The 22,877-nt window shown below is 70.0% G+C and carries 17 protein-coding genes; 14 read left to right on the top strand and 3 right to left on the bottom strand.

Annotation, left to right across the window (positions count from 1 at the left end):
• Window positions 1–202: 202 nt before the first annotated feature.
• The 4 genes from JOD64_RS28455 (at window position 203) to JOD64_RS28440 (ending at window position 10,675) form a co-directional block, all read left to right on the top strand.
• Window positions 203–4,114 carry a Pls/PosA family non-ribosomal peptide synthetase gene (locus JOD64_RS28455; RefSeq protein ID WP_372434258.1) on the top strand — a complete coding sequence of 1,304 codons (3,912 nt, stop codon included), beginning with the start codon at window positions 203–205 and terminating at the stop codon, window positions 4,112–4,114.
• 64 nt (window positions 4,115–4,178) lie between these two features.
• On the top strand, window positions 4,179–5,519 hold the full coding sequence (locus tag JOD64_RS28450) for a M1 family metallopeptidase (RefSeq protein ID WP_204945068.1): 1,341 nt from the start codon (window positions 4,179–4,181) through the stop codon (window positions 5,517–5,519).
• 238 nt (window positions 5,520–5,757) lie between these two features.
• Window positions 5,758–7,932: a HelD family protein gene (locus JOD64_RS28445; protein ID WP_204945067.1), complete on the top strand. Its 2,175-nt coding sequence runs from the start codon at window positions 5,758–5,760 to the stop codon at window positions 7,930–7,932.
• A 262-nt stretch (window positions 7,933–8,194) separates the two neighbouring features.
• Entirely contained in the window at window positions 8,195–10,675 is a 2,481-nt protein-coding gene (locus JOD64_RS28440; protein ID WP_204945066.1) for a M14 family zinc carboxypeptidase, read from the top strand.
• A 153-nt stretch (window positions 10,676–10,828) separates the two neighbouring features.
• On the opposite strand, the gene JOD64_RS28435 is transcribed toward JOD64_RS28440, so the two are convergent.
• Window positions 10,829–11,848 carry an aldo/keto reductase gene (locus JOD64_RS28435; RefSeq protein ID WP_204945065.1) on the bottom strand — a complete coding sequence of 340 codons (1,020 nt, stop codon included), beginning with the start codon at window positions 11,846–11,848 and terminating at the stop codon, window positions 10,829–10,831.
• A 134-nt stretch (window positions 11,849–11,982) separates the two neighbouring features.
• Between JOD64_RS28435 and JOD64_RS28430 the strand changes: the two genes are divergently transcribed.
• The 6 genes from JOD64_RS28430 (at window position 11,983) to JOD64_RS28405 (ending at window position 18,093) form a co-directional block, all read left to right on the top strand.
• Window positions 11,983–12,882 carry a helix-turn-helix domain-containing protein gene (locus JOD64_RS28430; RefSeq protein WP_204945064.1) on the top strand — a complete coding sequence of 300 codons (900 nt, stop codon included), beginning with the start codon at window positions 11,983–11,985 and terminating at the stop codon, window positions 12,880–12,882.
• A 336-nt stretch (window positions 12,883–13,218) separates the two neighbouring features.
• A complete protein-coding gene (locus JOD64_RS28425) occupies window positions 13,219–13,836 on the top strand; it encodes a hypothetical protein (protein WP_204945063.1) in 618 nt (205 codons plus the stop codon).
• 97 nt (window positions 13,837–13,933) lie between these two features.
• Window positions 13,934–14,797 (top strand): TIGR03620 family F420-dependent LLM class oxidoreductase, encoded by an 864-nt coding sequence (locus tag JOD64_RS28420; RefSeq protein ID WP_204945062.1) that lies wholly within the window; start codon window positions 13,934–13,936, stop codon window positions 14,795–14,797.
• Window positions 14,798–14,872: 75 nt separating this feature from the next.
• Window positions 14,873–15,733 (top strand): helix-turn-helix transcriptional regulator, encoded by an 861-nt coding sequence (locus tag JOD64_RS28415; protein ID WP_204945061.1) that lies wholly within the window; start codon window positions 14,873–14,875, stop codon window positions 15,731–15,733.
• A gap of 44 nt (window positions 15,734–15,777) precedes the next feature.
• Window positions 15,778–16,812 carry a quinone oxidoreductase family protein gene (locus JOD64_RS28410; protein ID WP_204945060.1) on the top strand — a complete coding sequence of 345 codons (1,035 nt, stop codon included), beginning with the start codon at window positions 15,778–15,780 and terminating at the stop codon, window positions 16,810–16,812.
• A 429-nt stretch (window positions 16,813–17,241) separates the two neighbouring features.
• Window positions 17,242–18,093 carry an SMP-30/gluconolactonase/LRE family protein gene (locus tag JOD64_RS28405; RefSeq protein ID WP_307813748.1) on the top strand — a complete coding sequence of 284 codons (852 nt, stop codon included), beginning with the start codon at window positions 17,242–17,244 and terminating at the stop codon, window positions 18,091–18,093.
• Between the two features lie 21 nt (window positions 18,094–18,114).
• On the opposite strand, the gene JOD64_RS28400 is transcribed toward JOD64_RS28405, so the two are convergent.
• Complete coding sequence (locus JOD64_RS28400; RefSeq protein WP_204945059.1) at window positions 18,115–18,921, bottom strand: class I SAM-dependent methyltransferase; 807 nt, start codon at window positions 18,919–18,921, stop codon at window positions 18,115–18,117.
• A 181-nt stretch (window positions 18,922–19,102) separates the two neighbouring features.
• Between JOD64_RS28400 and JOD64_RS28395 the strand changes: the two genes are divergently transcribed.
• The gene (locus JOD64_RS28395; protein ID WP_204945058.1) at window positions 19,103–20,287 is read left to right on the top strand and encodes an amidohydrolase family protein; all 1,185 of its coding nucleotides are present in this window, start codon (window positions 19,103–19,105) and stop codon (window positions 20,285–20,287) included.
• Between the two features lie 25 nt (window positions 20,288–20,312).
• A complete protein-coding gene (locus tag JOD64_RS28390) occupies window positions 20,313–20,801 on the top strand; it encodes a ribosomal maturation YjgA family protein (protein ID WP_307813746.1) in 489 nt (162 codons plus the stop codon).
• Window positions 20,802–20,932: 131 nt separating this feature from the next.
• On the opposite strand, the gene JOD64_RS28385 is transcribed toward JOD64_RS28390, so the two are convergent.
• A complete protein-coding gene (locus JOD64_RS28385) occupies window positions 20,933–21,367 on the bottom strand; it encodes a glutaredoxin domain-containing protein (protein WP_204945057.1) in 435 nt (144 codons plus the stop codon).
• Window positions 21,368–21,543: 176 nt separating this feature from the next.
• Here JOD64_RS28385 and JOD64_RS28380 point away from each other — a divergent pair, with 176 nt between their 5' ends.
• Entirely contained in the window at window positions 21,544–21,831 is a 288-nt protein-coding gene (locus JOD64_RS28380; RefSeq protein WP_204945056.1) for a hypothetical protein, read from the top strand.
• A gap of 368 nt (window positions 21,832–22,199) precedes the next feature.
• Complete coding sequence (locus JOD64_RS28375) at window positions 22,200–22,847, top strand: hypothetical protein (protein ID WP_204945055.1); 648 nt, start codon at window positions 22,200–22,202, stop codon at window positions 22,845–22,847.
• Window positions 22,848–22,877 lie beyond the last annotated feature (30 nt).

Here is a 22,877-nt window from a genome sequence, read left to right as displayed (position 1 = left end):
TCGGTGTCGGCCAGTCGGCGTTAGGCCACAGCCGACCGGTATTCCCCAGCGATTCGTTGTGGTGGTGGCCACGAATCCGCTGCTGTGCCGTCTTTTTGTCGATGGTGCGACGTAGCGTTGAGGGCTGCCCAGGGCGGGTCCGCATGCCGCACGCCTGGTTGACGCTGACCCGTGAGGTGAAGATGGTGCACGCCCGGTGACCGTGACGAGTGTTCCTCAGCCCCGCGCGCTTCCGCCGCTCGTCACCGCACTGGCGTCCGCCGCCGTCTACCGTTCCTCCTCGGCCCCGGTCCGCCGCACACTTGTCGACATTCTCGACGAGACCGTGCGCGCACACCCTGCGGCCGATGCTCTCGACGACGGTGCCACGGCCCTGACGTACCGCGAACTGGCCGACGAGGTCGAGGCCGTACGGCTGTCGCTCGCCCGGCACGGGATCGGCCGCGGCGACCGGGTGGGCGTACGGATTTCCTCGGGTACGGCCGAGCTGTACCTGGCGATCCTCGGTGTACTGGCGGCGGGCGCGGCCTACGTGCCGGTCGACGCGGACGATCCTGAGGAACGCGCCGAACTCGTCTTCGCCGAGGCGGGCGTCGCCGCGGTGCTCGGTGACGGGCTGACGGTGTCGCTCCGGGGTACCCCTGCGGCCCGGACCGGCCGGCCCGGCCCGGACGACGACGCCTGGATCATCTTCACCTCCGGCTCGACGGGCACCCCGAAGGGCGTCGCGGTCAGCCACGGCGCGGCGGCGGCGTTCGTGGACGCCGAGGCGCGGTTGTTCCTCGCCAGCGAGGCCAGTGAGGCGATCGGCCCGCAGGACCGGGTCCTGGCCGGGCTGTCGGTGGCGTTCGACGCGTCGTGCGAGGAGATGTGGTTGGCATGGCGGCACGGCGCCTGTCTGGTGCCGGCCGCGCGGTCGCTCGTCCGCAGCGGCGTCGACCTCGGTCCGTGGTTGGCCGAGCAGCGCATCTCCGTGGTGTCGACCGTGCCGACGCTCGCCGCGCTGTGGCCGGTCGAGGCACTGGAGGAGGTCCGGCTGCTGATCTTCGGCGGGGAGGCCTGCCCGCCGGAGCTCGCGCAGCGCCTGGCCGTCGAGGGTCGCGAGGTGTGGAACACCTACGGGCCGACGGAGGCGACCGTGGTCGCCTGCGCGGCGCGGATGACCGGCGTTGGGCCGGTACGCATCGGGTTGCCGCTGGCCGGCTGGGAGCTCGCGGTGGTCGACGGCTCCGGCGTTCCGGTCGGGATGGGCGAGACCGGCGAGCTGGTGATCGGTGGGGTGGGACTCGCCCGCTACCTGGACCCGGACAAGGACGCCGAAAAGTTCGCCACGCTGCCGGCGCTCGGCTGGCAGCGGGCCTACCGCAGCGGGGACATCGTCCGGGCGGAGCCCGAGGGGCTCGTGTTCGTCGGTCGCGGCGACGAACAGGTCAAGCTCGGTGGACGCCGGATCGAGCTGGGTGAGATCGACGCCGCGCTGCAGGCTCTGCCGGGAGTCGCCGGTGCTGCCGCCGCGGTGCAACGGACCGCTGCGGGTAACCAGCTGCTCGTGGGGTACGTGGTCCCGCACGACGGCGTCGCGTTCGACACCGCTGCGGCGGCGCTGCGGATCCGTGCGCAACTGCCGGCGGCGCTCGTACCGATGCTGGCCGTGGTGGACGCGCTGCCCACCCGGACGTCCGGCAAGGTGGACCGGGCCGCGCTGCCCTGGCCGCTGGCCACCGACGAGGACGCGACGGGTGAGCTGACCGCGACCGAGGATTGGCTCGCCGGCGGCTGGGCCGATGTGCTGGGGGTACGTCCCACCGAGGCGGACGCGGACTTCTTCAACAATGGCGGCGGCAGCCTGAACGCGGCGCAACTGGTGGCGTGGATCCGACGCCGGCACCCGCGGGTCTCGGTGGCCGACATCTACCTGCACCCGAGACTGTGGCAGCTCGCGGTCGTGCTCGACGCGCTGGACAGCACGGCGGAGGTTCGCCGGGAGGTCCGGCCGACGCCGCGACGTGCCGGGCTCATCCAGGCCCTGTTGATGGTGCCGATGCTCGCGCTGGTCGGGCTCCGCTGGTTGACCGTCCTGGCGGCCCTCGGCAACCTCCTCGCCCTGGTCGCTCCGGCACCCTGGGCGCCGGCCGTGTCCTGGTGGTGGGTGGCGCTGGGCTGGCTTCTGCTGTTCAGCCCGCTCGGCCGGATCGCCCTGGCCGCCGGTGGAGCGCGACTGCTGCTCCGCGGGGTACGCCCCGGCAGCTACCCGCGTGGGGGCAGCGTGCACCTGCGGCTGTGGGCCGCCGAACGGCTCGCCGAGCTGACCGGCGCCACCAGTGTCGCCGGAGCATCCTGGATGATCACCTACGCCAGGGCGCTGGGCGCGCAGATCGGCGACGACGTCGACCTGCACTCCGCGCCGCCGGTCACCGGCCTGCTCAAGATCGGCCGTGGCGCGGCGATCGAGCCGGAGGTCGATCTGTCCGGCCACTGGGTCGACGGCGATGTCGTCCGCATCGGCAAGGTACGCGTCGGCGCCGGCGCCCGGGTCGGATCCCGCAGCACCCTGATGCCGGGCGCCCGGATCGGCAAGGGCGCGCGCATCGCCGCTGGCTCGACGGTGGCCGGCGCCGTACCGGCGAGCCAACGTTGGGCCGGGTCGCCGGCCGCACCCGCCGCGGCCAAGGATTCGGCCGGCTGGCCCGGGCAGCGTCCGCCGCGATCGCGGATGCGGGCACGCCTCTGGCCCGTCGCCTATGGGATGACCGCCCAGTTGCTGGGGCTGGTGCCGGTCGTCGCGGCACTGCCGGCGCTGGCCCTGCTGGGCTGGACGCTCGTCGTCCGACCGACGGTCGGCGCGGTGCTGGCCGCTGTCGCGGTGGCGACCGTCGCCTATGTCGTGGGTTACGCGCTGCTGGTGCTCGGGGCGGTCCGGGCGCTCAGCATCGGTCTGCGCGCCGGGTACCACCCGGTGCAGGGGCGGGTGGCGTGGCAGGTCTGGACGACCGAGCGGCTGATGGGGATGGCCCGGGTCGGGTTGTTCCCGCTCTACGCCAGCCTCTTCACACCGGTGTGGTTGCGGCTGCTGGGTGCCAGGGTGGGGCGCGGGGTGGAGGCGTCGACGGTGCTCGCGCTGCCCACGATGACCACGGTCGACGACGGGGCCTTCCTCGCCGACGACACCCTGGTCGCCACGTACGAGCTGAGCCACGGGTGGTTGCGCGTCGCTCCGGCCCGCATCGGCAAACAGGCGTTCCTCGGCAACTCCGGGATGGCGGCACCCGGCAGGTCGGTGCCCAAGCGTGGGCTTGTCGGCGTGCTGTCGTCGGCGCCGCGTAAGGCGAAGAAGGACTCGTCGTGGCTCGGCGCACCGCCGATGCCCCTGCGCCGTACCGTGGAAGCCGCGGACACCAGCCGAACCTTCGACCCGCCGGTCCGGCTGAAGCTGGCCCGGGCGGCGATTGAGCTGTGCCGGATCGTCCCGGTGATGTTCGCCGCCGCCTTGGCGGTCGGCGTCCTGGCTGTACTCGCGGCCCTGTGGCGGACCGCCGGGTGGGGCGCGGCCGTGCTCGCCTCCGGGCCGGTGCTGCTGGGTGCGGCGCTCGTCGCGGCCGCCATCGCGACGGCTGCCAAGTGGCTGCTGGTGGGGCGGTTCCGGGTCACCGAACGCGCGCTGTGGACCTCCTTCGTGTGGCGCAACGAGCTCGCCGACACGTTCGTCGAGGTGCTCGCCGCGCCGTGGTTGGTCCGCTTCGCGACCGGCACCCCGCTGCTCACGGCATGGCTGCGCACGCTCGGCGCGAAGATCGGCCGGGGCGTCTGGCTGGAGACGTACTGGCTGCCGGAGTACGACCTGGTGCGGCTCGGCGACGGTGCCACGGTGAACCGCGGTTGTGTGGTGCAGACCCACCTGTTCCATGATCGTGTCATGAGCATGGATGAGGTGACGCTCGGCGCGGGAGCCGCGCTGGGCCCGCACGGCATCGTTCTGCCCGGCGCGAGCATCGGTGCGCGGACCACCGTCGGGCCCGGTTCGCTGGTGACCCGGGGCGACGCCGTCCCGTCCGACAGCCGGTGGCGGGGCAACCCGATCGCGACCTGGCCGGCGCCGGCCGCGCGGCCAGCATGACCGGCCACACCGGCCGGCACACGCCGGAACGTTCTCGCGGCGTCGCAGGCGAGGGCGTCCCGGCGTGACTCCGAAGGAATCGGTGTCGCGCGATGCCACACCCGGTGCCGACCGCTCGGGCGACTCGTACCTGCCGGAGCACGGCAACGGCGGCTACCGGGTGCTGCACTACGACCTCGACCTCGACTACCGGGTCGTGTCGAACCGGCTGGCCGGCCGGGCGGACATCACCGCGGTGGCCGGACAGCCGTTGTCGCGGTTCACCCTCGACCTCGGTCAGTTCCGCGTACAGGACGTCCGGGTGGACGGGCGCCCGGCAAAATACAGCCACCGGCCGGACAAGCTGCAGATCAAACCCGAGCGACCGATCGGCGTCGGGGACACCTTTCGGGTGGCCATCCGGTACGCGGGCAAGCCGGTCCCCATCTCCGGCCGTTGGGGCAACCTCGGGTGGGAGGAGCTCACCGACGGGGTGCTCGTGGCCAGCCAGCCGAACGGGTCACCGTCGTGGTTCCCCTGCGACGACCAGCCCAGCGCCAAGGCCACCTTCCGGGTGGCGGTCACGACCTCCTCCCCGTACACCGTCCTGGTGACCGGTGACCCCGTTCTCCGGCGGCGGGGCGCGGGCAGCACGACCTGGGTGTACGAGCGGCGCGAGCCCACCTCGCCGTACCTGATGAGCGTCCAGGTCGGACGCTACGAGTTGGTGGACCTGGCCGTCGGCCCGGTGGTGCAGCGCATCGCGCTCCCGCCCGCACTGCGCGGGGACGTCGCCCACGACTTCGGTCGGCACGGTGAGATCATGTCGGCGCTGCAGCGGCTCTTCGGGCCGTACCCGTTCCGGGAGTACGTCGTCGTGGTCGCCGACGACGACCTTGACGATCCGGTCGAGGCGCAGGGCATGGCCGTCTTCGGCAGGAACCACGTCGACGGGCGGCGCACGCACGAGCGGCTTGTCGTGCACGAACTGGCCCACCAGTGGTTCGGCAACAGCCTCACCGTGGCGGACTGGCGGCACATCTGGCTCAACGAGGGCTTCGGCACGTACGCCGAATGGCTGTGGTCCGGCATCTGCGGCGATCTGCCGGCAGATGCTCTGGCCGCGCACTGGTACTCGTGGATCGCGGCTCGCCCCAGGGACGTCATCGTCGCGAATCCCGGTGTCGACCGGATGTTCGACCCGCTGGTCTACAAGCGTGGTGCCCTCACGGTGCACGCCGTGCGGAAGAGGATCGGCGACGAGGCGTTCTTCGCGCTCCTGCGGGCCTGGGTTGCCGAGCACCGGCACGCGACCGTGACGACCGAGCAGTTCCGGTCGCACGCCCAGCGCTTCGCCCGCGAGCCCCTGGACGACCTGTTCGCCGCCTGGCTCGACAACCCGGCGCTGCCTCCGCTACCTCGCTGAACCGCCAGGCGCCGCACCCGATCGATCGTCGACGGACAATCGCGCGGCTTGAACACCGAGTCGACACGGGAATCACGATTGGGTGAGGCCACACACCGCCCAAAGCCGCAAGGCATTGAGAGTCGCATCTCTGCCGACAGATTTCCTGGCCGCCGAGGAGAACCAACTCTAGGCTTGCCGCCGGATTGCACTGCGGCTCGTCCGGGCCAAGGGAAAGCACGAATACAAGGATTTGCGAATGCGCCGGAATTCTGCTCTGGACAACGGCACCGCGCACGTCGGCGACGTAGCGACACACGGCGGGCCGACGACCTCCACCGTGGAGGGCGTCGCGCGGCGATCCGCGGTCGCCGAGGAACAGGAGTTTCTCGACGCCGCCACGGCCCGACGCGACAGGCTGGTCGACCATCTACAGGCCGAGCTTTCCACAGAGGCCCTGGACGCGGTGGAACAGGCCCGGCAGCGCATGCTCCGCCAGCAGTACGAGGAACTGCGGCGAGCACGGGAAGGGCTGGTCTTCGGCCGCCTCGACGGCCTCGACGGCACCGTGCGACACGTGGGCCGGGTCGGTCTCCGCGACGACAGCGAGGACAGTGAACCACTGCTGTTGGACTGGCGCGCTCCCGCGGCTCGGCCGTTCTACACCGCGACGGCTGTCGACCCACAGGGCCAGGCACGGCGCCGCCACATCCGCACGACGGGAGCGGCCGTCGTCGGCGTGGACGACGAGCCACTGGACGGAACCATGACGGCGGAACTCGTCGGTGAGGGCGCTCTGCTGGCCGCCCTCGACCAGCGGCGCACCGGCCACATGTCGACGGCGATCTCCACCCTGCAACGCGAACAGGACGACATCATCCGGGCCGAGGCGACCGGCCCGCTGATCGTTCAGGGCGGTCCCGGCACCGGCAAGACCGTGGTCGCTCTGCACCGCGTCGCCTACCTGCTGTTCACCCACCGGAAGATGGCCGACCAGGCGGTCCTGGTCCTCGGCCCGTCGCCGCGGTTCCTGCAGTACATCGCCCAGGTGCTGCCCGCGCTCGGTGAGACCGCCGTCGTCTCGGCGACCTGCGACACCCTGCTGACCAATGTTCGGGTGGGCCGCGACGAGAGCCGGTTCGTCGCCGAGATCAAGGGCCGCGCCCTCTGGCAACACGCGCTCGAAAACTACGTCACGTCGCTGCTGCCCCGGCCCCGCGAGCTGAAGCTGCGCTGGGAGGGCGAATTCCACGTCATTCCGGCGGCAACAGTGGCCCAGGCACTCACCTCGGCGGTGCAGGGACGCCCGTACCATCGCGCCCGTACGGCGTTCGCCGAACAACTGCACCACCTCCTCGCCGAAGCCGTCGTCGAGCAGCGCAAAGCGCTGATGGACGAGATGGAGGAGGGCTTCGAGGACATCCTCGCCCGCGTCGACAAGGGCATGCAACACGACCACCACGTCGGCAGCGCATCCTCCGGCAGTGATGTCGACGGGCTGCTCTCCGAGGACGAGATCGCGGATCTTCGTTCTCGCATCGCCGAGAACGCCACCATCGCCCGGTTCATCGAGGCATGGTGGCCCACCCTCGACGCCGAAGCCCTGCTGTCTGGTTTCCTGACCGACCGCACCCTGCTGGCCCAGTTCGCCCCGCGGCTCTCCCCGGAGGAGATCACCGCCGTCTCGGCCGAGCCTGCCCCGTGGGCATCGAGCGACATCCCCCTGCTCGACGCTCTCGCCGACCTGCTGGGCGACGGCGAAGCCCCGCAACCACAGGGCGGGTTCGTCGCCGACCACGCTCGCCGGCAACGCAGCTGGGTGTACGGCCACGTCGTCATCGATGAGGCGCAGGAGCTGTCCGAGATGCAGTGGCAGATGGTCCTACGGCGCTGTCCCAGCCGCTCCATCACGGCCGTGGGCGACATCGACCAGGCGGAGGCGGCGCACCGGCACACCAGCTGGGCACAGGCGGTGCGGGCCGTTTTCGGAGATCGCTGGACCGCCGCGGAACTGACCATCTGCTACCGGACCCCGCGTGAGGTCATGGACCTCACCGAACCGGTGCTGAAGAAGGCTGGCAGCCACAACGCACCGCCACGGGCGGTACGTTCCGCCGGCATCGCTCCCTGGGAGCTCACGGTCACGCCCGCCGAGCTTGCCGACGCCGCCGCCCGAGCTCTGCGACTGCTGCAGCAACGGTGGCATGGTGGCATGGTCGGCGTCATCGCCCCCGCCGAGCGCATCGCCGGAGTCCTACCCGTGCTGAGTGACGTGCCGGTGCTCACCGCGACCCAGTCCAAGGGACTGGAGTGGGACGCCACGCTCCTCATCGACCCGCAGGGCATCGCGGCCGAACCGCGCGGCTGGAACGGCCTCTACGTCGCGCTCACCCGATGCACCCAGGAACTCGGACAGCTGGTCCTCACGCACTGACCCCGCCCAGGAACGCTCTCAAGCGACTACCTCAAGGAATGCTCAAGATCGGGCTCACCCGGTCCCGTCGGAGCGACGAATTCACATACACTCACCGCTCCGAGCTCGCCCGCAGCCCGCACGCGCCTCCTACGACGACGACCGCCGTCGTTACCAGGCTCACCGTGGGCGACCTCAGCATGTCCGTCCGAATGGATCGGTCCGGTCCGCTCGTGGGCCGGCCACGGCATCAACCACAGGCCGCAAACAGAAGGAGGGAAGCATGCAACGCACACGACTGCGCATCGCGCTTCTCACGCTGCCCGCCCTGGTAGCGAGCGTCCTCACCGTGCCCGCGCCCGTAGGCGCGGATCCCGCGGCGTCCACAGCCATGGCGGATTCGGGGCGATCTCCACTCGAGGTCCAGGAATCGGTACGTCTCGTACGCATCCAACTGACCGGTGCCGACATGCTGGACAAGGTCGTCGCCGCCGGCTTCGACCTCGAGCACGGCCTCCGGCGCGTGCCCAACGGCATCGAGGGCGAGGCGGTGGTGACCGCCGCGCAGACCGCCGAACTTGAGGCGATGGGCGTCGACATCCTCGGCGACAACGAGGGCTTCGCCTGGAGTGCAGAGGCCGACGGCGGCATCCAGGCCCTCCGTACGCAGGCTGACCAGCCGCACGGCCACGAGGCGACGGTACGGATCGTCCGCGCCGACTGGTTCACCACGAAGGGTCAGGGTTTCCTCTACGTCGAGGCGCGCACCACCGAAGGGCAGCAGGCGGACCCGATCGTCACGATGCAGCTCGAGAACAACTCGGGCCCGCGCACCTCGTTCGGCTTCGCCCGGACGATGAGCCGGTTCGTCGACTCCGGGCAGTACATGTTCCACCGGAACCTGTTCAAGCTCGACGCGCGCCCGAACCAGATCCGGGTCACGAGCTCGACCGGCGGCGTCACCACCGGCGACGTCTCCGACTGGCTGGAGGATGCTCCGCCGCCGCTGACGGAGAATCTGGGTTACCAGTCCGACTTCGTCGACGGTTACCGCAACCCGCAGCAGCTCTACAGCCGCGCCAAGGAGATCGCCCAGCAGTACCCGGACATCGCTGAGATCGTCTACCTGCCGAACCAGACGAACGGCTACCAGCGCAAGGCACAGGCCACGATCGGTGGCACCGGGCCGTCCGCGGTTGTCGTCAGCTCGGCGGCGTGGGGCCATGAGGGTGGCAACGACATCACCGTCGAGTTCGTGGAGCGGCCAGAGGCGAACCTCCCGCTCAGCGTCGAGGTGGCGGGCAAGGCGATCCGCGTCCTCCTCGCGAAGGACGCCTCCGCAGGTGTCGCGAGTACGGCTACCGAGGTGGCGGCGGCGTTGGAGGCCCAGTCCCAGGGCCTCATCGACCGGGCGCACCCGTACCGGACCAACGCGGGCACCGGCATCGTCGCGCCGACGTCCGGCCCGGTCGCGCTGACCGACTTCCTCGACCAGAAGCGCGTCGGCGCACCGGAGGGTGAGGTGCCGCGTGGGCCGGTCACGATCCCCGTCCTGCGGATCGGTAAGTACCGCGACGGCAGGAACCCCGGCGTACTGATCCAGGCACAGGACCACGCCCGCGAGTGGGTGCCCGCGACGACCTCACTGGAGTCGGCCGAGCGTCTGGTGCACAACTACAAGACGGACAAGGAAACCAAGAAGATCGTCGAGAGCACCGACGTCTTCTTCATCCTGTCCAACAACCCCGATGGGGCGAACTACAGCTTCTACAACTTCGCCTCGCAGCGCCGGAACATGACGAACCACTGCCCGGATGCGAACGCCGATCCGGCCCGGCGTAACTCCTGGGGCGTCGACCTGAACCGGAACTACCGGGTCGGGTCGGGTCACGACGGCTACTCGGGTGCGTCGACCAGCTGTGTCAGCGACACCTACCAGGGCCCGGAAGAGCTGTCCGAGCCCGAGTCGAAGAACATCATCTGGCTGGTCGAGAAGTACTCGAACATCAAGTTCATGATGTCGGTGCACTCCAACGGCGGCCAACTGTTCTGGCAGCCCGGTGCCTACATCGCGGACGGGCGGATCACCACGCCGCGCCCGCCGCTGGGAGACGAGGCGTTCTACTGGCAGTCGGCCGGCAGGATCCTGTCGCAGGTCAAGGCGCACCGGGAAACCGTCGTCACGCCGGAGAACGTCGGCGGCTCATCGGATGTCCTCTACTCCTCCGCGGGTAACGTGCGCGAGGACCTGTACCACACCTATGGGGTCTACGCCTTCGGTTGGGAGGTCGGCGGCTCGGTCTACAACCCGGCCACCGGCAACTGGCAGGGCGGATCGTTCCAGCCGGTGTGGGAGGGCGATCCGAACCTCGTCAGCGGCCACGCCGAGACGATGGAGTACGCCAACGGAATCATGGAGATGTTCCGGGTCGCGGCGGACTGGGGCAAGGACAAGAAGGACCCGACGTCCAAGCTCGTTCCCGGCGGCGGGAAATACTCCAAGCCCGTCGACGTGCGCTTCGAGACGAACGAGCCGGCCACCATCTACTACACGACGGACGGCAGCCGGCCGACCCTCCAGTCGCCGCGTTACGAAGCGACCGAGTTCCGGGAGCCGGGCGAGGTGTTCCACCTGACCGAGACGACGACGTTCCACTGGTTCTCGGTCGACGCGGCGGGCAACATCGAGCAGAACTACGACCCGACGAAGAACGACAGGCGCAACAACTACCGCAAGGCGACGATCACGATCCGCACGAAGTAGGCGCCCACCTGGTCCGGGCGGAATCGCGGGTCAGTCATGTGACCCGATTGGCTCAGATCGGTCCGCCGGTACAGGTTCTGGTTCTCCTGCAGGACCTGTACCGGCGGACCTCACGACGGCTCTCTCGCAGAGCCTGACGCTAGGTCGGTGGCGTCAGCGAGGACGACGGCGGGCGTGCTTGTCCCCGAGAGTGGTGGGCAGGAAGAGGATGTCCTGCTGGTTGAGGTTCACCCCGGGCGGAACGATCTCGTCGATCCGGTCCAGCACGTCGTCGCTGAGTTCGATGTCGGCGCCGGCGAGCAGATCGGTGAGCTGCGCCGGGGTGCGAGGACCGATGAGGACCGAGGTGATCGCCGGGTGGGTCAGCACAAAGGCGACGGCCAGATGGGACATCTTCAGGCCCGCTTCGGCCGCCAACTCGGTGAGCTTCCCGACGGCCTCCGCCTTCGCCTGGTTTCCCGGTTCGGTCTGGTCGAACAGCCGCGTCGCGGCTCCCGCGTTACGGTGACCCGCTGTCGGGTCGGCCCGGCCGGAGAGCCAGCCGGAGCCGAGCGGGCCGAAGGTCAGCACACCCATCCCGTACCGCTGGGCGGTGGGCAGTGTCGTGGCCTCGATGCCGCGCAACAGGATGTTGTACGGCGGCTGCTCGGACCGGAAGCGCTGGTGGTTACGCCGCTCGGCGACCCACTGCGCCTCGACGATCTGCTCCGGGTGGAACAGTGACGAGCCGATCGTGCGCACCTTGCCGGCCCGGATCAGGTCCGACAGCGCCGAAAGCGTCTCGTCGGGGTCGGTGTCCGGATCCCACCGGTGCATCTGGTAGAGATCGATGTAGTCGGTACCGAGGCGGCGCAGACTCCCTTCCACCGCCTGCATGATCCACCGGCGGGAGCCACCTCGGTGGTTGGTGTCCGATCCCATCGGCAGCGCGAATTTGGTAGCGAGGACGACCTCGTCACGCCGCCCCTTCAGCGCCTTGCCGACGATCTCCTCGCTCTCGCCCGCGGAATAGACGTCCGCGGTGTCGATGAAGTTGATGCCCGCGTCCAGCGCGGTATGAATCAAACCCACTGATTCGTCGTGATCGGTGTTACCCATCGCGCCGAGCATCATGGCGCCGAGCGCGAATCCGCTCACCGACATGCCCGTGCCACCGAGGATTCTGCGTTTCATGGTGTGCTCTCCACTGCTTTGAAGGCCTCAGCCCAGTCAAGCACCGCAGCGGGCTCATTTCCCGCAATGCGGGAGGTACCAGTGGACCCCCTCACGACGGGTTGCAAAGGCCCAGGCGGAATAGTCTGGAGGTCATGAGCGGTGGCAATGCGGACCTTCGGGCGTTTCTGTGGGCACGGCGGGCACGGCTCGCGCCCGAGCAGGCGGGACTGTCCGCGCGGCCGGGCACCCGCCGAGTGCCAGGGCTACGCCGTGAGGAGGTGGCCCGCCTTGCCGGGGTGAGCACCGATTACTACATCCAGCTGGAGCGCGGTCATAACCTGAACGTCTCCGAGTCGGTGCTCAAGGCCGTGGCCCGCGCTCTACAACTGGACGAGACCGAACGCAGCCACCTCCTCGCGCTGGCGAGATTTCGACGGTCGCCATCCGGGCACCAACTGATGCCGGCGCAGCGCGTGCGACCCAGCCTGCGGCACACCCTCGACGCACTCGAGGTGCCTGCGCTCGTGATCGGGCGCCGCTGCGACGTATTGGCCACCAACGCGCTGGCCCGTGCCCTCTTCACCGATTTCGACGCGCTACCGCCCCGACGTCGCAATCTCGCCAGGTTCCTCTTCCTGGACGACGCGGCGCGGCAGCTCTACCTCGACTGGCCGGAAGTCGCCCGCAGTGCCGTCGCCAGCCTGCATCTCTACGCGGGGCGCAATCCGGACGACGCCCAACTCGCCGAACTGGTCCACGAGTTGTCGGAACGTGACCCGGATTTCCGCCGCTGGTGGGCCGACCACGACGTGCATCGACACACCTACGGTGCCCAACGCTTCCACCACCCGGTCGTCGGCGAGTTGATTCTCAACTACGAGGCGTTCGCCCACGCCGCCGATTCAGAGCAAGTCCTCGGGCTGTACACCGCCGAAGGCGGATCCCGCTCTGAGCAGGCCCTGCGCCTCCTGGTGAACCACCCGGCCATCCCGACGACAGCGGAACACGACCGCGTCGGCGTTGGACCTGCCCCGGACGGACGTCACCTCTAGGCGTGCGACCAGGTCGAGGCATGCGCGATCCCGCAACGGGCGGGCGGTTGGACGAGGTCGTTGATCAAGCCGAGAGGATGACTTTGGCTGCCCTGAGCTGACCGATCGTCGACGGATGTGAATATAACGCCGTTCTGCCCGGTCGCTGTGGTCAGAAGTTGGAGCTGATGGAAGGGCTCCGCTCGCCGGGCTCGCTTGATTAGCTGCTTCAGCGCGTCGTCGACAGCGTGGTCACTCTCGGTGAGGCGGTCCGGTGCAACGTCCTGACCTTCTGAGACATGGGTGGGATCGGTGGCACCACGTTCTCGATGCGGCTGGAGCGTTGGGGGAGGCATCATGCCGGATCGGCAGGCGTACGAGGCGAGCGTGGCGGACTGGCCCCGACTGCGCGCCTATGCCAAGCGGGTGGCGCGGGATACACGCAAGCCGCAGGAGGGCTCCATCAGCTACACGACGACGGAGTATCAGACCGTCGAGAAGGAGCGTGTGCGCAAGTCCGGCCCGTTCGGGCTGTTCACGCGTAGGGAGCTGACCTCCCAGCAGCAGCCGGTCACGAGGCGGATCGGCGTCGTCGGCGGCCACTGGGCACTCGACCGCCGTAACTACCACATCGAACGGAACACCCGGCTGCGCGGCGGCACGCACCAGGAGATCACCTACGAACAACACACCTTCCTCCTCCTGCCGGACGGCGCCCTGAAGCATGTCGTCCTCTGGGAGGAGGAGGTCATGCACGTTGAGCGGGGCGTGACGAGTGCCTTCGTCAAACACTCCCATTCCGTCGTTGACGTCGGTGACTCGCAGTTGAGGTCGTTCGACTTTGAGAAGACGTACGCCGAGCACGGCACGCACGGCCGCGGCACGAAGACGTGGGGTGATCGCGAGCCCGGCAGAAGACTCCTCGTCCACGCCAGGGGCGTTGGCCTGTCTCTCGCCCTGAAACGGCTGCTCTAAGGCAGTCGCGGAGGACATGGCGGACCGGTCCGACCGGGGGCACTGGTAGTCACCCGGGTTGCGCTCGTACCGGAGCCGTTGGTCGTAGTGTTCCGGTATGGCACAACGACTCGTCAGCGTATGGCAACCGTTCTTCCTCAGTAGCGAGAGTCAGGGCGCGGCCATCGATGCCGCGACCGAGTTGGAGGAACTTGGCTACTCCCGGCTCTGGTTCTCGGGCGGTTTCGGCGACAACGTCGCCCCACGCTTCCGGGAGATCCTGGACGGGACCAGGCACATCGGGGTCGCGTCGGGGATCGTGAGCATCTGGCACTCGTCGCCCCCTCAGGTGGCCGCGTTCGCACAGGACGCGGAGCGGGCTCATCCCGGCCGATTCCTGCTCGGCCTCGGTGCCAGCCACGCGGTGCTGCTGGAAGGCAGCGGCACCGACTACCGCAAGCCGTACTCGAAGATGGTGGAGTATCTGGACGGTCTCGACGCGGCCGGCCTTCCTCCCGAGCGGCGGATCCTGGCCGCACTCGGCCCGCGGATGCTCGAACTCGCCCGCGACCGTTCAGCCGGAGCGCACCCGTACTTCGTCCCTGCCGAGCACACCGCCGAGGCCCGGGCGGCAATCGGGCCGGACCGGTTGCTCGCTACCGAGGTCGCGGTGGTCCTCGACGCGAACGCCACCACCGCGCGCGCCACCGCGCGGCAGTACGCGAGCGGATACCTGGCACTGCCGAACTACACCAACAACCTGCGGCGGTTCGGTTGGACCGACGAGGACTTGGTCGCGGGCGGCAGCGACCGCCTCGTCGACGCTCTGATCCCCTGGGGCACGGTCGAGCAGGTCGCGGCCGGGCTGGAGCAGCACTACCAGGCCGGCGCGGACGAGGTGGCGATCCAGGTACTCAACGGCGGCGACGCCACGACATTCCCCGCCGACGCCTTCCGCACTCTCGCCGCCGCCCTGATCTGACGTCTTCGAAAGCGCCGTCCGCCGTGGCACGCACCACTCCTGGCCAGGCAACCAGCGGTCCGTAGGATTGCGGCCATGGCCAGTGCCTCCGCGTCCGCCGACCACCGCCGGGCCGAACTGCGCGACTTCCTGCGTAGTCGCCGAGAGCGGGTCTCGCCCGCCGACGTCGGTATGCCCAGTGGCGGCCGGCGGCGCACGCCGGGGTTGCGCCGGGAGGAGGTCGCGGTGCTGGCCGGCGTCGGGGTGTCCTGGTACACCTGGCTGGAACAGGGCCGTGACATCAACGTGTCCGAGGACGTCCTCGACGCGATCGGGCGCACGCTGCGGCTGGAGGCAATCGAGCGCGCGCACCTCTACCGTCTGGCTGGACTCAATCCGCCCGAGGCACCGCCCACGCCGGCGGTGCCCGCGTCGCCCGAGCTGCGACGGCTGCTCTGCGCCTGGTCGCCTCGCCCGGCCTACGTCCGCGACCGACACTGGAACTTCACGGCGGTGAACGACGCGGCCCGGGCGGTGTTCGGCTACGGCGAGACCGACCACAACTGCCTGGTCTCCTTCTTCACCAACAACCGCTACCGAGTGGTGCACCGGCACTGGACGCAGACGGCACCCGAGGTGGCCGCCGGCTTCCGCGCCGACGCCGCGCGTTACCCGGACGATCCGGAGTTCGCGCGCATCGCCGCCGACCTGGCCACGGTCAGTCCGGAGTTCGCCGAGTTGTGGGCGCGCCACGACGTCGCCGAGCACACCAGTGCGGTCAAGGCGGTCGACCACCCCGAGGCAGGCATGCTCCTGTTCGACGCCACACTGCTGCCGTTGCCTGACCACCCCGGAAGTCACCTGATCCTGCACAATCCGCGTCCAGGCAGCGGCACGGAGGAGCGGTTGGAACGGCTCATGCGCGAGCGCAGCCTGGTGGTGGCACACCCCGGATAAGCCGACACTGTCTGGTGCCGCACCGGCAACCCAGGATGGTCGTCATGAACAGCGACACCATGCGGATGACGGCAGTGACGATCCCCGGCTTCGGTGCGGCCGACGTGCTTCGCCGCGACGAGATGACAGTTCCCGAGCCTGGGCCGGGCGAGGTGAGCATCGACGTGGCGTACGCGGGCGCCAACTTCGCCGAGGTCCTCTACCGGCGCGGCGTCGTCGACGTACGACTGCCGTTCGTGCCCGGCATCGAGGTCGCCGGTCGGATTCGGGCCGTCGGCGCGGGCGTGGACAGCGTGGCGGTGGGCCAGCCGGTGGCGGCGCTCACCATTGTCAACAGCGGCGGCTACGCCGAGGTGGCCGTGACCGCCGCCGACCTGGTCGCCCCACTGGACGGCCTGGATCTCGGGCTTGACCTCGCGGCGGCCCTGCCGTCCAACAGCACCACCGCGTTCCTGGTGCTCGACCGCGTCGCCCGCATCGCGCCCGGCGAACGGGTGCTGGTGCACGCCGCCGCCGGGGGCGTCGGCAGCCAACTCGGCCAGGTCGCGCGGCTGCTGGGCGCCGGCCGGGTGGTGGGCACCGTCGGTAGCACCGCCAAGATCGAAACCGCGATGGGCTTCGGCTACGACGAGGTGGTCCCCCGCGACCAGCTCGCCGATGTCGGTGAGTTCGACATCGTGGTCGACATGGTCGGCGGCGTGACCCGCCGGGCCAGCCTGGACCTACTGGCGCCGATGGGACGCCTGGTCGTCATGGGCAACGCCTCCGGCAGCGACGACGTCGGGATCCCCGCGAACGAACTGTGGTTCACCAACAAGACCGTCTCCGGTTTCAATCTCGCCGCCTTCGCCGCCGCGTACCCCCACGAGGCGGGACGGGCGCTGCGCCGCGCGGTCGCCGCCGCGGCGAAGGGCGACCTACGAGTACGAGTCGAGACGCTCCCCCTCGACCGGGCCGCCGACGCCCACCGCCGCATCGAGTCCGGTACGACCACCGGCAAGCTCGTCCTTCAGGTGGCTGGCGGGCTCAAGGCGCTTCCCCCCAACCTCAATCAATTTTTCCGGACGCCAACACATTGACCAGCGTCTTTGTATGCTGACCCGATCCTTGGACGAAATAATCGGGGTGAAACCGGTGCGGCCCGCTAGTTTTCGACATTATGCTGCCGCATAACCGCATCGGCGGCCCACACCCACGTCGTGCCGGCCGTCGCGATCACGCACAACGCGTCGACCGCCGGTCTTCACCACCGCCGACGCCGATTGGAGCATCCGATGACCTGGCGTCCGACAACTGCCGCGCTGGCCGGTCTGTGCCTCGCGTTCAGCACCGCAACATTCCCCACCGGTGCCGCCGCCACGCCCCCAGAAACCCCACGCGCTGTCCATGTTAGCGCTCACGCCGCAGTGACCACGGCCGGTGGGACGCTCGCCGGTCCGCCCGGCACGCCGCCCGGCGTCTGCCCGGCAGGGGCCGGATACGGCCCACCGCTGCCGAGCAGTTCCGTCGTGGCCCCAAAGATCCACAGTGGATTCTCATTCCTGGAGGGGCCGGTCTGGGTCGCCGACGGCGGCTATCTGCTGATGTCAGACATGGCCGCCGGTTCCGGGCCGTACAACGTCCAACCGTCGACGATCCGCCGGTTCACCCCACCGGCGACCTTCGACACGTTCATCGCCAACGCCGGCAGCAACGGTCTGGCGCTCAGCGCCGACGCCCAGCAGCTCATCGCGGCCACCCACGACCAGCGGAACCTCTCCGCATACCGGCTGAGCGACCGGACCCGCAGCACCGTCGCGGCGAACTATCAGGGCCGGGCGTTCAACTCGCCCAACGACGTCGCGGTCCGCTCGGATGGCGTTACCTATTTCACCGACCCCAACTTCCAGCGAGGCAACCGCTCGGACCAGATGAACGGGCGTACCAGTGTCTTCCGCGTTTCCAACGGCCAGGTGTCGCTGGTAGACGACCGGCTGCGCCAGCCCAACGGCATCGCGCTCTCACCGGACGGAACGGCGCTGTACGTGGGCGCATACTCCGAGAACAGGATTTACAAGTACGCCGTCCAGCCCGACGGCAGCACCGGCGCCCGCAGCGTCTTCGTGAGCTACCTCGGCGGTCCAGACGGCGTCACGATCGACTGCGCCGGCAACGTGTACTGGGCGTCGGGCTCAGACGCCCTGGTCCACGTCTACTCCCCCGCGGGCACCCAGCTCGGCACCATCCGGGCCGGCACCTCCGGTACGACCAACGTGGCGTTCGGCGGCCCCGACCGGCAGACCCTCTACATCACCTCGGGCCCGAGGAACGACTCCGGCCTGTACAGCGTGCGACTCAACATTCCCGGATACCCGTACTGATCAGGAACCTCGACAAGGCGGTCAGGCCGTCGTCGCCAGCGCCGGCCTGGCTGTCATGACCAGATACTCGAGTTCCAGCCGGAAGAGGTCGCCGTCGGTCACCCCACGTTCGCCGACGAACGAGCGCAGGGCTGCGCACATGACCTCCCATCGGCCCTGCGCCACGAGCCGGTCCCGTTCCGCGACGACGTGCCCGGCGGTCTCGATGAGCAGGCTGGTCGCCGCGTCGCCGTCGGGAAACGTCAGGTGCAACCGGTGGGCATCCGTCGAAACGACGTGCAGTCCGGCCGCCTCCAGGAGCCGGCCGGCCGACTTCCGGTCGCCCCATCGGCTCGGCGGGACGCTTCCGGGCGGTGGAGGTGGCAGAAAACCGCCGAAAACCTGTCCCATGGCCGGCAGAAGGTCGCCCGGCGTCCAGGCGGCCAACGCCACCCGGCCGGCGGGAGCGCACACCCGGCTCAACTCCCGCGCGGCCACGTCATGGTCGCTCGCGTACATGACGCCGAACACCGACAACACCACATCGGCCGAGTCGTCCGGCAGGGGCAACCGGATCGCGTCACCGAGTCGCCAATCGACCGTCAGGCCGGCATCCGTGGCGCGGCGCCCGGCAAGCGCCAGCAAAGCGGGCTCAAGGTCCACCCCGGTCGTACGCGCTCCGCACCGGGCGGCCAGCACCGCGGCGTTGCCCGTGCCGGTGGCCACATCGAGCACCCGGTCATCCGGCCGAACCCCGGCCGCCGCCACCACGGCTTCGGCGGCCGGCATCAACAGCCGGGCCATCGCGGGGTAGTCGCCGACACCCCAGGTGGTTGCGAATGTACGCACCAGGCCTCCCTGATCGCAGGAAGGCGCCCTTGGGTCGGATGCTCCGGGCGAGCGTGGCGGACCCGGTCCGTCGCAGCGCCTCTCACCCAGCATCGTCGACCATAGATTCATTTCGGTTGCCCCGGCAACCCCTGGCCGCTGAGCGTACGGCCGATACCGTTCAACTCGACGGGGAGGGCCGATGACGAAACATGCTGTCCGGGCGGCGCGGATGTTCGACGGTGAGCGGCTCGTGGACGGCGGGGTGCTGGTCCTGCTGGACGACGGATGGATCGCCGACGTGCACCAGGGTCGGGCCGAGGCACCGGAAGGCTGGCCGGTACGCGAAGAGCCGGACGGCACCCTGCTGCCCGGCTTGGTCGACGCGCACGTACACCTGTGCGCCGATGCCGGGCCGGACGCGCTCGGCCGGCTCGCTGAGCGTCCCGAGACGGACCTCGACACGGTCATCGAAGCGTCACTGCGCGCGCACCTGGCGGCCGGCGTCACGACCGTCCGGGACCTGGGCGACCGCCGCGACGCCGTGCTCCGCTGGCGGGGCCGGGAGGTGCCCGACGGCCTACCAACGGTGGTGGGGTCGGGCGCGCCGGTCACCAGTGTCGGCGGACACTGCTGGTCGTTGGGTGGCGAGGCGAGCGGTGTCGACGGGATCCGCGAGGCCGTGCGCCGACGGGCGGCGGCCGGCACCGACCTGGTGAAGGTCATGGCCAGCGGCGGCGTGTTCACCCCCGGCACCGACACCACCCGGCCACAGTTCACCGACCAGGAGCTGATCGCCGCGCTGACCCAGGCGCACAATCTCGACCTGCCGGTGACCGCGCACGCCCACGCGCTCAGCGCGGTCGAGCAGGCACTGCGCGTCGGCGTCGACGGCATCGAGCACTGCACGTGCGTGACGGCGGCCGGCGCCCACGTACCCGACGAGCTCGCGGACCGCCTGGCCGCAGCCGGGGTGGCGGTCTGTGCCACCCTCGGCACCGACCCGGCCGTGGTCGCGCCGCCGGAGGTGGTGGCGATGGCGGCGCGGGCCGGGCTCAGCGAGGCTGCGCTAGGCGACGGCGCCGCCACCCTGCATCGGGCCGGGGTCCGCCTGGTGGCCGGTTCGGACGCGGGGCTCGGCCCCGCGAAGCCGCACGGCATCCTGCCGGAGACGCTCATCGAGTACGTCGCGTGCGGCATCCCCGCCACCGCCGCTCTCACCGCAGCCACCTCGGTCGGCGCGCAGGTGTGCGGCCTGGGGCAGCGCAAGGGCCGTGTCCGTCCCGGATTCGAGGCCGACCTGCTGGTCGTGGCCGGCGACCCGACGAGAGACATCACGGTACTGCGCCGGCCGCTCGCCGTGTACCGCGCCGGCGAACCCTCCTGAGCCCCTCCCCGCGTACCTTGTTGCGGTGACCACCATCGCGAGAGTGCCGCTCACGGCCCGTACGGTGCGGCTGCTCATGCCGGTGGCCGCGCTGCTGGTCCTCGGCCTCGCGCTGCTGATCCGCGCCGTCGACGACGGTGCGCTGCGGCAGTACTCCGGCACCGCGCTGTACGCGTCGATGGTCTGGACCGCGGTGCTGTTCCTGTGGCCGCGCATGGCGCCGCTGTCGGCCGGGGCCGTCGCCACCGCCTTCTGCTGGACAGTGGAGCTCGCGCAGCTGACCGGGGTGCCGGCCGAGTTGTCGGCGCGGAGCCTGGCCGCGAGACTGGCGCTGGGTGTGCAGTTCGACCCCGTCGACTTGGCCTGGTACCCGGTCGGCGTGGTCCCCCTGATGGTGCTGCACCACCTCCTACGCGCCCGCCACCGCCGCAACCACCACGCGACGTCATCCCCCGCACCCATAGCTGACCGCACCGCTGCTCGTGGTGAAGGTGCTCCGGGGCCCGTCCGCTGAGAAGATTGTCGACATGTGGAACCGGGACCTCGACGTACTGGTACCGATGTGGCAGGGCGCGGATGACATCCGCGTGCACGAGGGAGCGGCTGACCGGCGCGCTTTCCACCTGATGCGTTCAGCGGCGGTGCTCAGGACGAGCGGAGCTGCTCGCGGAACCAGGCCCGATCGGGGTTCACGACGGCCTGACCGGCGAGCACGATGGTGGGCACCGTCTCGTTGCCGTCGGCTACCGCCCGGACGGCGGCAGCACCCGCCGGATCGTGCCAGATGTCTACCCAGTGCGCCCGCCGGGCGAGCCGACCCAGGGAGAACCGGAGCTGGAGGCAGTAGCGACAACCAGGACGCCAGTACACGATCGGCCGGCCGTCCGCCGCGCTGGCCCGCTGCGCTTCGGCAGCCTCCACCGAGCGGGGGAAGGCCCACGGCGACAGCAGCAGTGCCAGCGCCAAGAAGATCAGCAACTCGACGCCGCCGACGACAGGTAGACCGTCGGCCAGTTGCGAAACCGCCACCAGCACGCCGCACACCGCCATCAGGATCGCAAAAGTCCATCGCCGCAGCACGCCGGCGACTCTACCGCCAGGTACGGGCTTGCTCGAACACGCCCGCACACTGTCGTGTGTAATCTCGCAAACGGCGGCGTACCCATGTCGGGCCTTGTTTCCTCGACCGCGCCACCTCGACGGCAATGATTCGGTTGCCTGGAGCGGGCAGCAGACGTGGTCCGAACGGGGTATCCGTGGCACTTGGCAGCGAGCAACGCCGTGCAGAACGCAAGCCGCGCATCGAGGGGCTGTTCGCCGGGCGGCAGGTCGAAGCCGCGCTCGACCTACTGCACCTGATGGATATGGCCTGGCACGACTGCTACGGCCCACGAGAGTTGGAGGTTCCGCCGGCCGTGCTGGACGATGTCCTGCTGCTGGCGGAAGGTGACCTCGCCGCCCTGATCGTGGTGGCTCGCGAGGCAGTCATCGACTTCCGTGACGTCCGGGTCGCTGCCGACGCACGACGCGCGACAGGTCGGTAGCGGCGCGCGGGCCGGTTCGGCACGGCGGGTCCGACCGGTGGCGACGCCCGTCTATACGCCATCGGTCGGGCGCTGGCTATCCCCCAACGGCTGCTCTCGACGTGCCGCCACGTGCGCTCTCCATGGCCGGTGCGGGCGACTGGTTGACGTCCCGGCCAAGAGCGAGCCGCACGTCAGCTGCCCGACAGTCCCGCCGAGGATCGCCTGCGTACGATCGCCCGCGCTGGATATGGGAGGTAGACGTGTCGTTCTTCAAGAAGCGAAGCGCTCAACCGGCGACAACCCACCAGGTCGCTGCACCGCCGGCACCCCGGCACCCCGAGTCGGCATCGGCGCTCCTCAACGTTTTGTCGGCCGGACTGGAGAGCGTGCTGCCGGACGGTCGCCGTGCGGGCATCTCGGCGGCCCTCGGCGGCCCGGTCGATTCCTCGGCGGACTACGAGAGTCGGCGCGCGTATCTGGCGCTCGATTGGCTGGTCCGCACCTGGACTCCGCGATGGACGAGGTTCGTCCCCGGCGTCGGCGAGGAACTGGCGGCCAGACTCGAAGGGTTGCCGGCGATCACCGACCTCGCCACGGCTGAGGCCGCGGGCAACTTCGTCGGAGTGCTGGCAAGCACTCCCGCCCAGGCTGAGAAGACGATCGCCGAGTACCGGGGCAACATCTTCGACGAAGCGGCCGCGACGGCGGCGCGGAAGGCGGCGAGCAGAGTGTGCGCCGAGTCGGCGGGCACCGCCGTGGCCAACGCCGCCGCGTCGACCGTCCCCGATGCGTGCTCGGCCGCGCGGACGGATGTCGCCCTGACCGGCGTGATCGCGATCGCGCTCCTGGTCAGTCTGGACGGGGTGGCTCCCTACATTCAGCACTGGGCGTCCGGTCCGGGCGAGGTCGACGCGAAGATACTCTCCATTCGGGCGCTGGCGCCGCACGCCGCGTGGCGTTCACTCGAATCGACGGCCGAGTCCCTGCAACAGTCGGCGCTGCAGCTTCATCGCAGTCTGGTGGAGTTGCGCTAGGGAAACCTCAAGTCGGCTGCCGGGTAGCCG

The sequence above is a fragment of the Micromonospora luteifusca genome (assembly GCF_016907275.1).
Taxonomy (GTDB): domain Bacteria; phylum Actinomycetota; class Actinomycetes; order Mycobacteriales; family Micromonosporaceae; genus Micromonospora; species Micromonospora luteifusca.
The sequence above is the reverse complement of the archived record's forward strand: the minus strand, read 5'-3'. Positions and strand labels throughout refer to the sequence as shown.

Bases quoted from the DNA above. Each gene is read 5' to 3' on its own strand.
- JOD64_RS28445 (WP_204945067.1), top strand. From the start codon at position 5,758: ATGCGCCGGAATTCTGCTCTGGACAACGGCACCGCGCACGTCGGCGAC.
- JOD64_RS28420 (WP_204945062.1), top strand. From the start codon at position 13,934: ATGGCACAACGACTCGTCAGCGTATGGCAACCGTTCTTCCTCAGTAGC.
- JOD64_RS28410 (WP_204945060.1), top strand. From the start codon at position 15,778: ATGAACAGCGACACCATGCGGATGACGGCAGTGACGATCCCCGGCTTC.
- JOD64_RS28440 (WP_204945066.1), top strand. From the start codon at position 8,195: ATGCAACGCACACGACTGCGCATCGCGCTTCTCACGCTGCCCGCCCTG.
- JOD64_RS28425 (WP_204945063.1), top strand. From the start codon at position 13,219: ATGCCGGATCGGCAGGCGTACGAGGCGAGCGTGGCGGACTGGCCCCGA.
- JOD64_RS28395 (WP_204945058.1), top strand. From the start codon at position 19,103: ATGACGAAACATGCTGTCCGGGCGGCGCGGATGTTCGACGGTGAGCGG.
- JOD64_RS28435 (WP_204945065.1), bottom strand. From the start codon at position 11,848: ATGAAACGCAGAATCCTCGGTGGCACGGGCATGTCGGTGAGCGGATTC.
- JOD64_RS28415 (WP_204945061.1), top strand. From the start codon at position 14,873: ATGGCCAGTGCCTCCGCGTCCGCCGACCACCGCCGGGCCGAACTGCGC.
- JOD64_RS28430 (WP_204945064.1), top strand. From the start codon at position 11,983: ATGAGCGGTGGCAATGCGGACCTTCGGGCGTTTCTGTGGGCACGGCGG.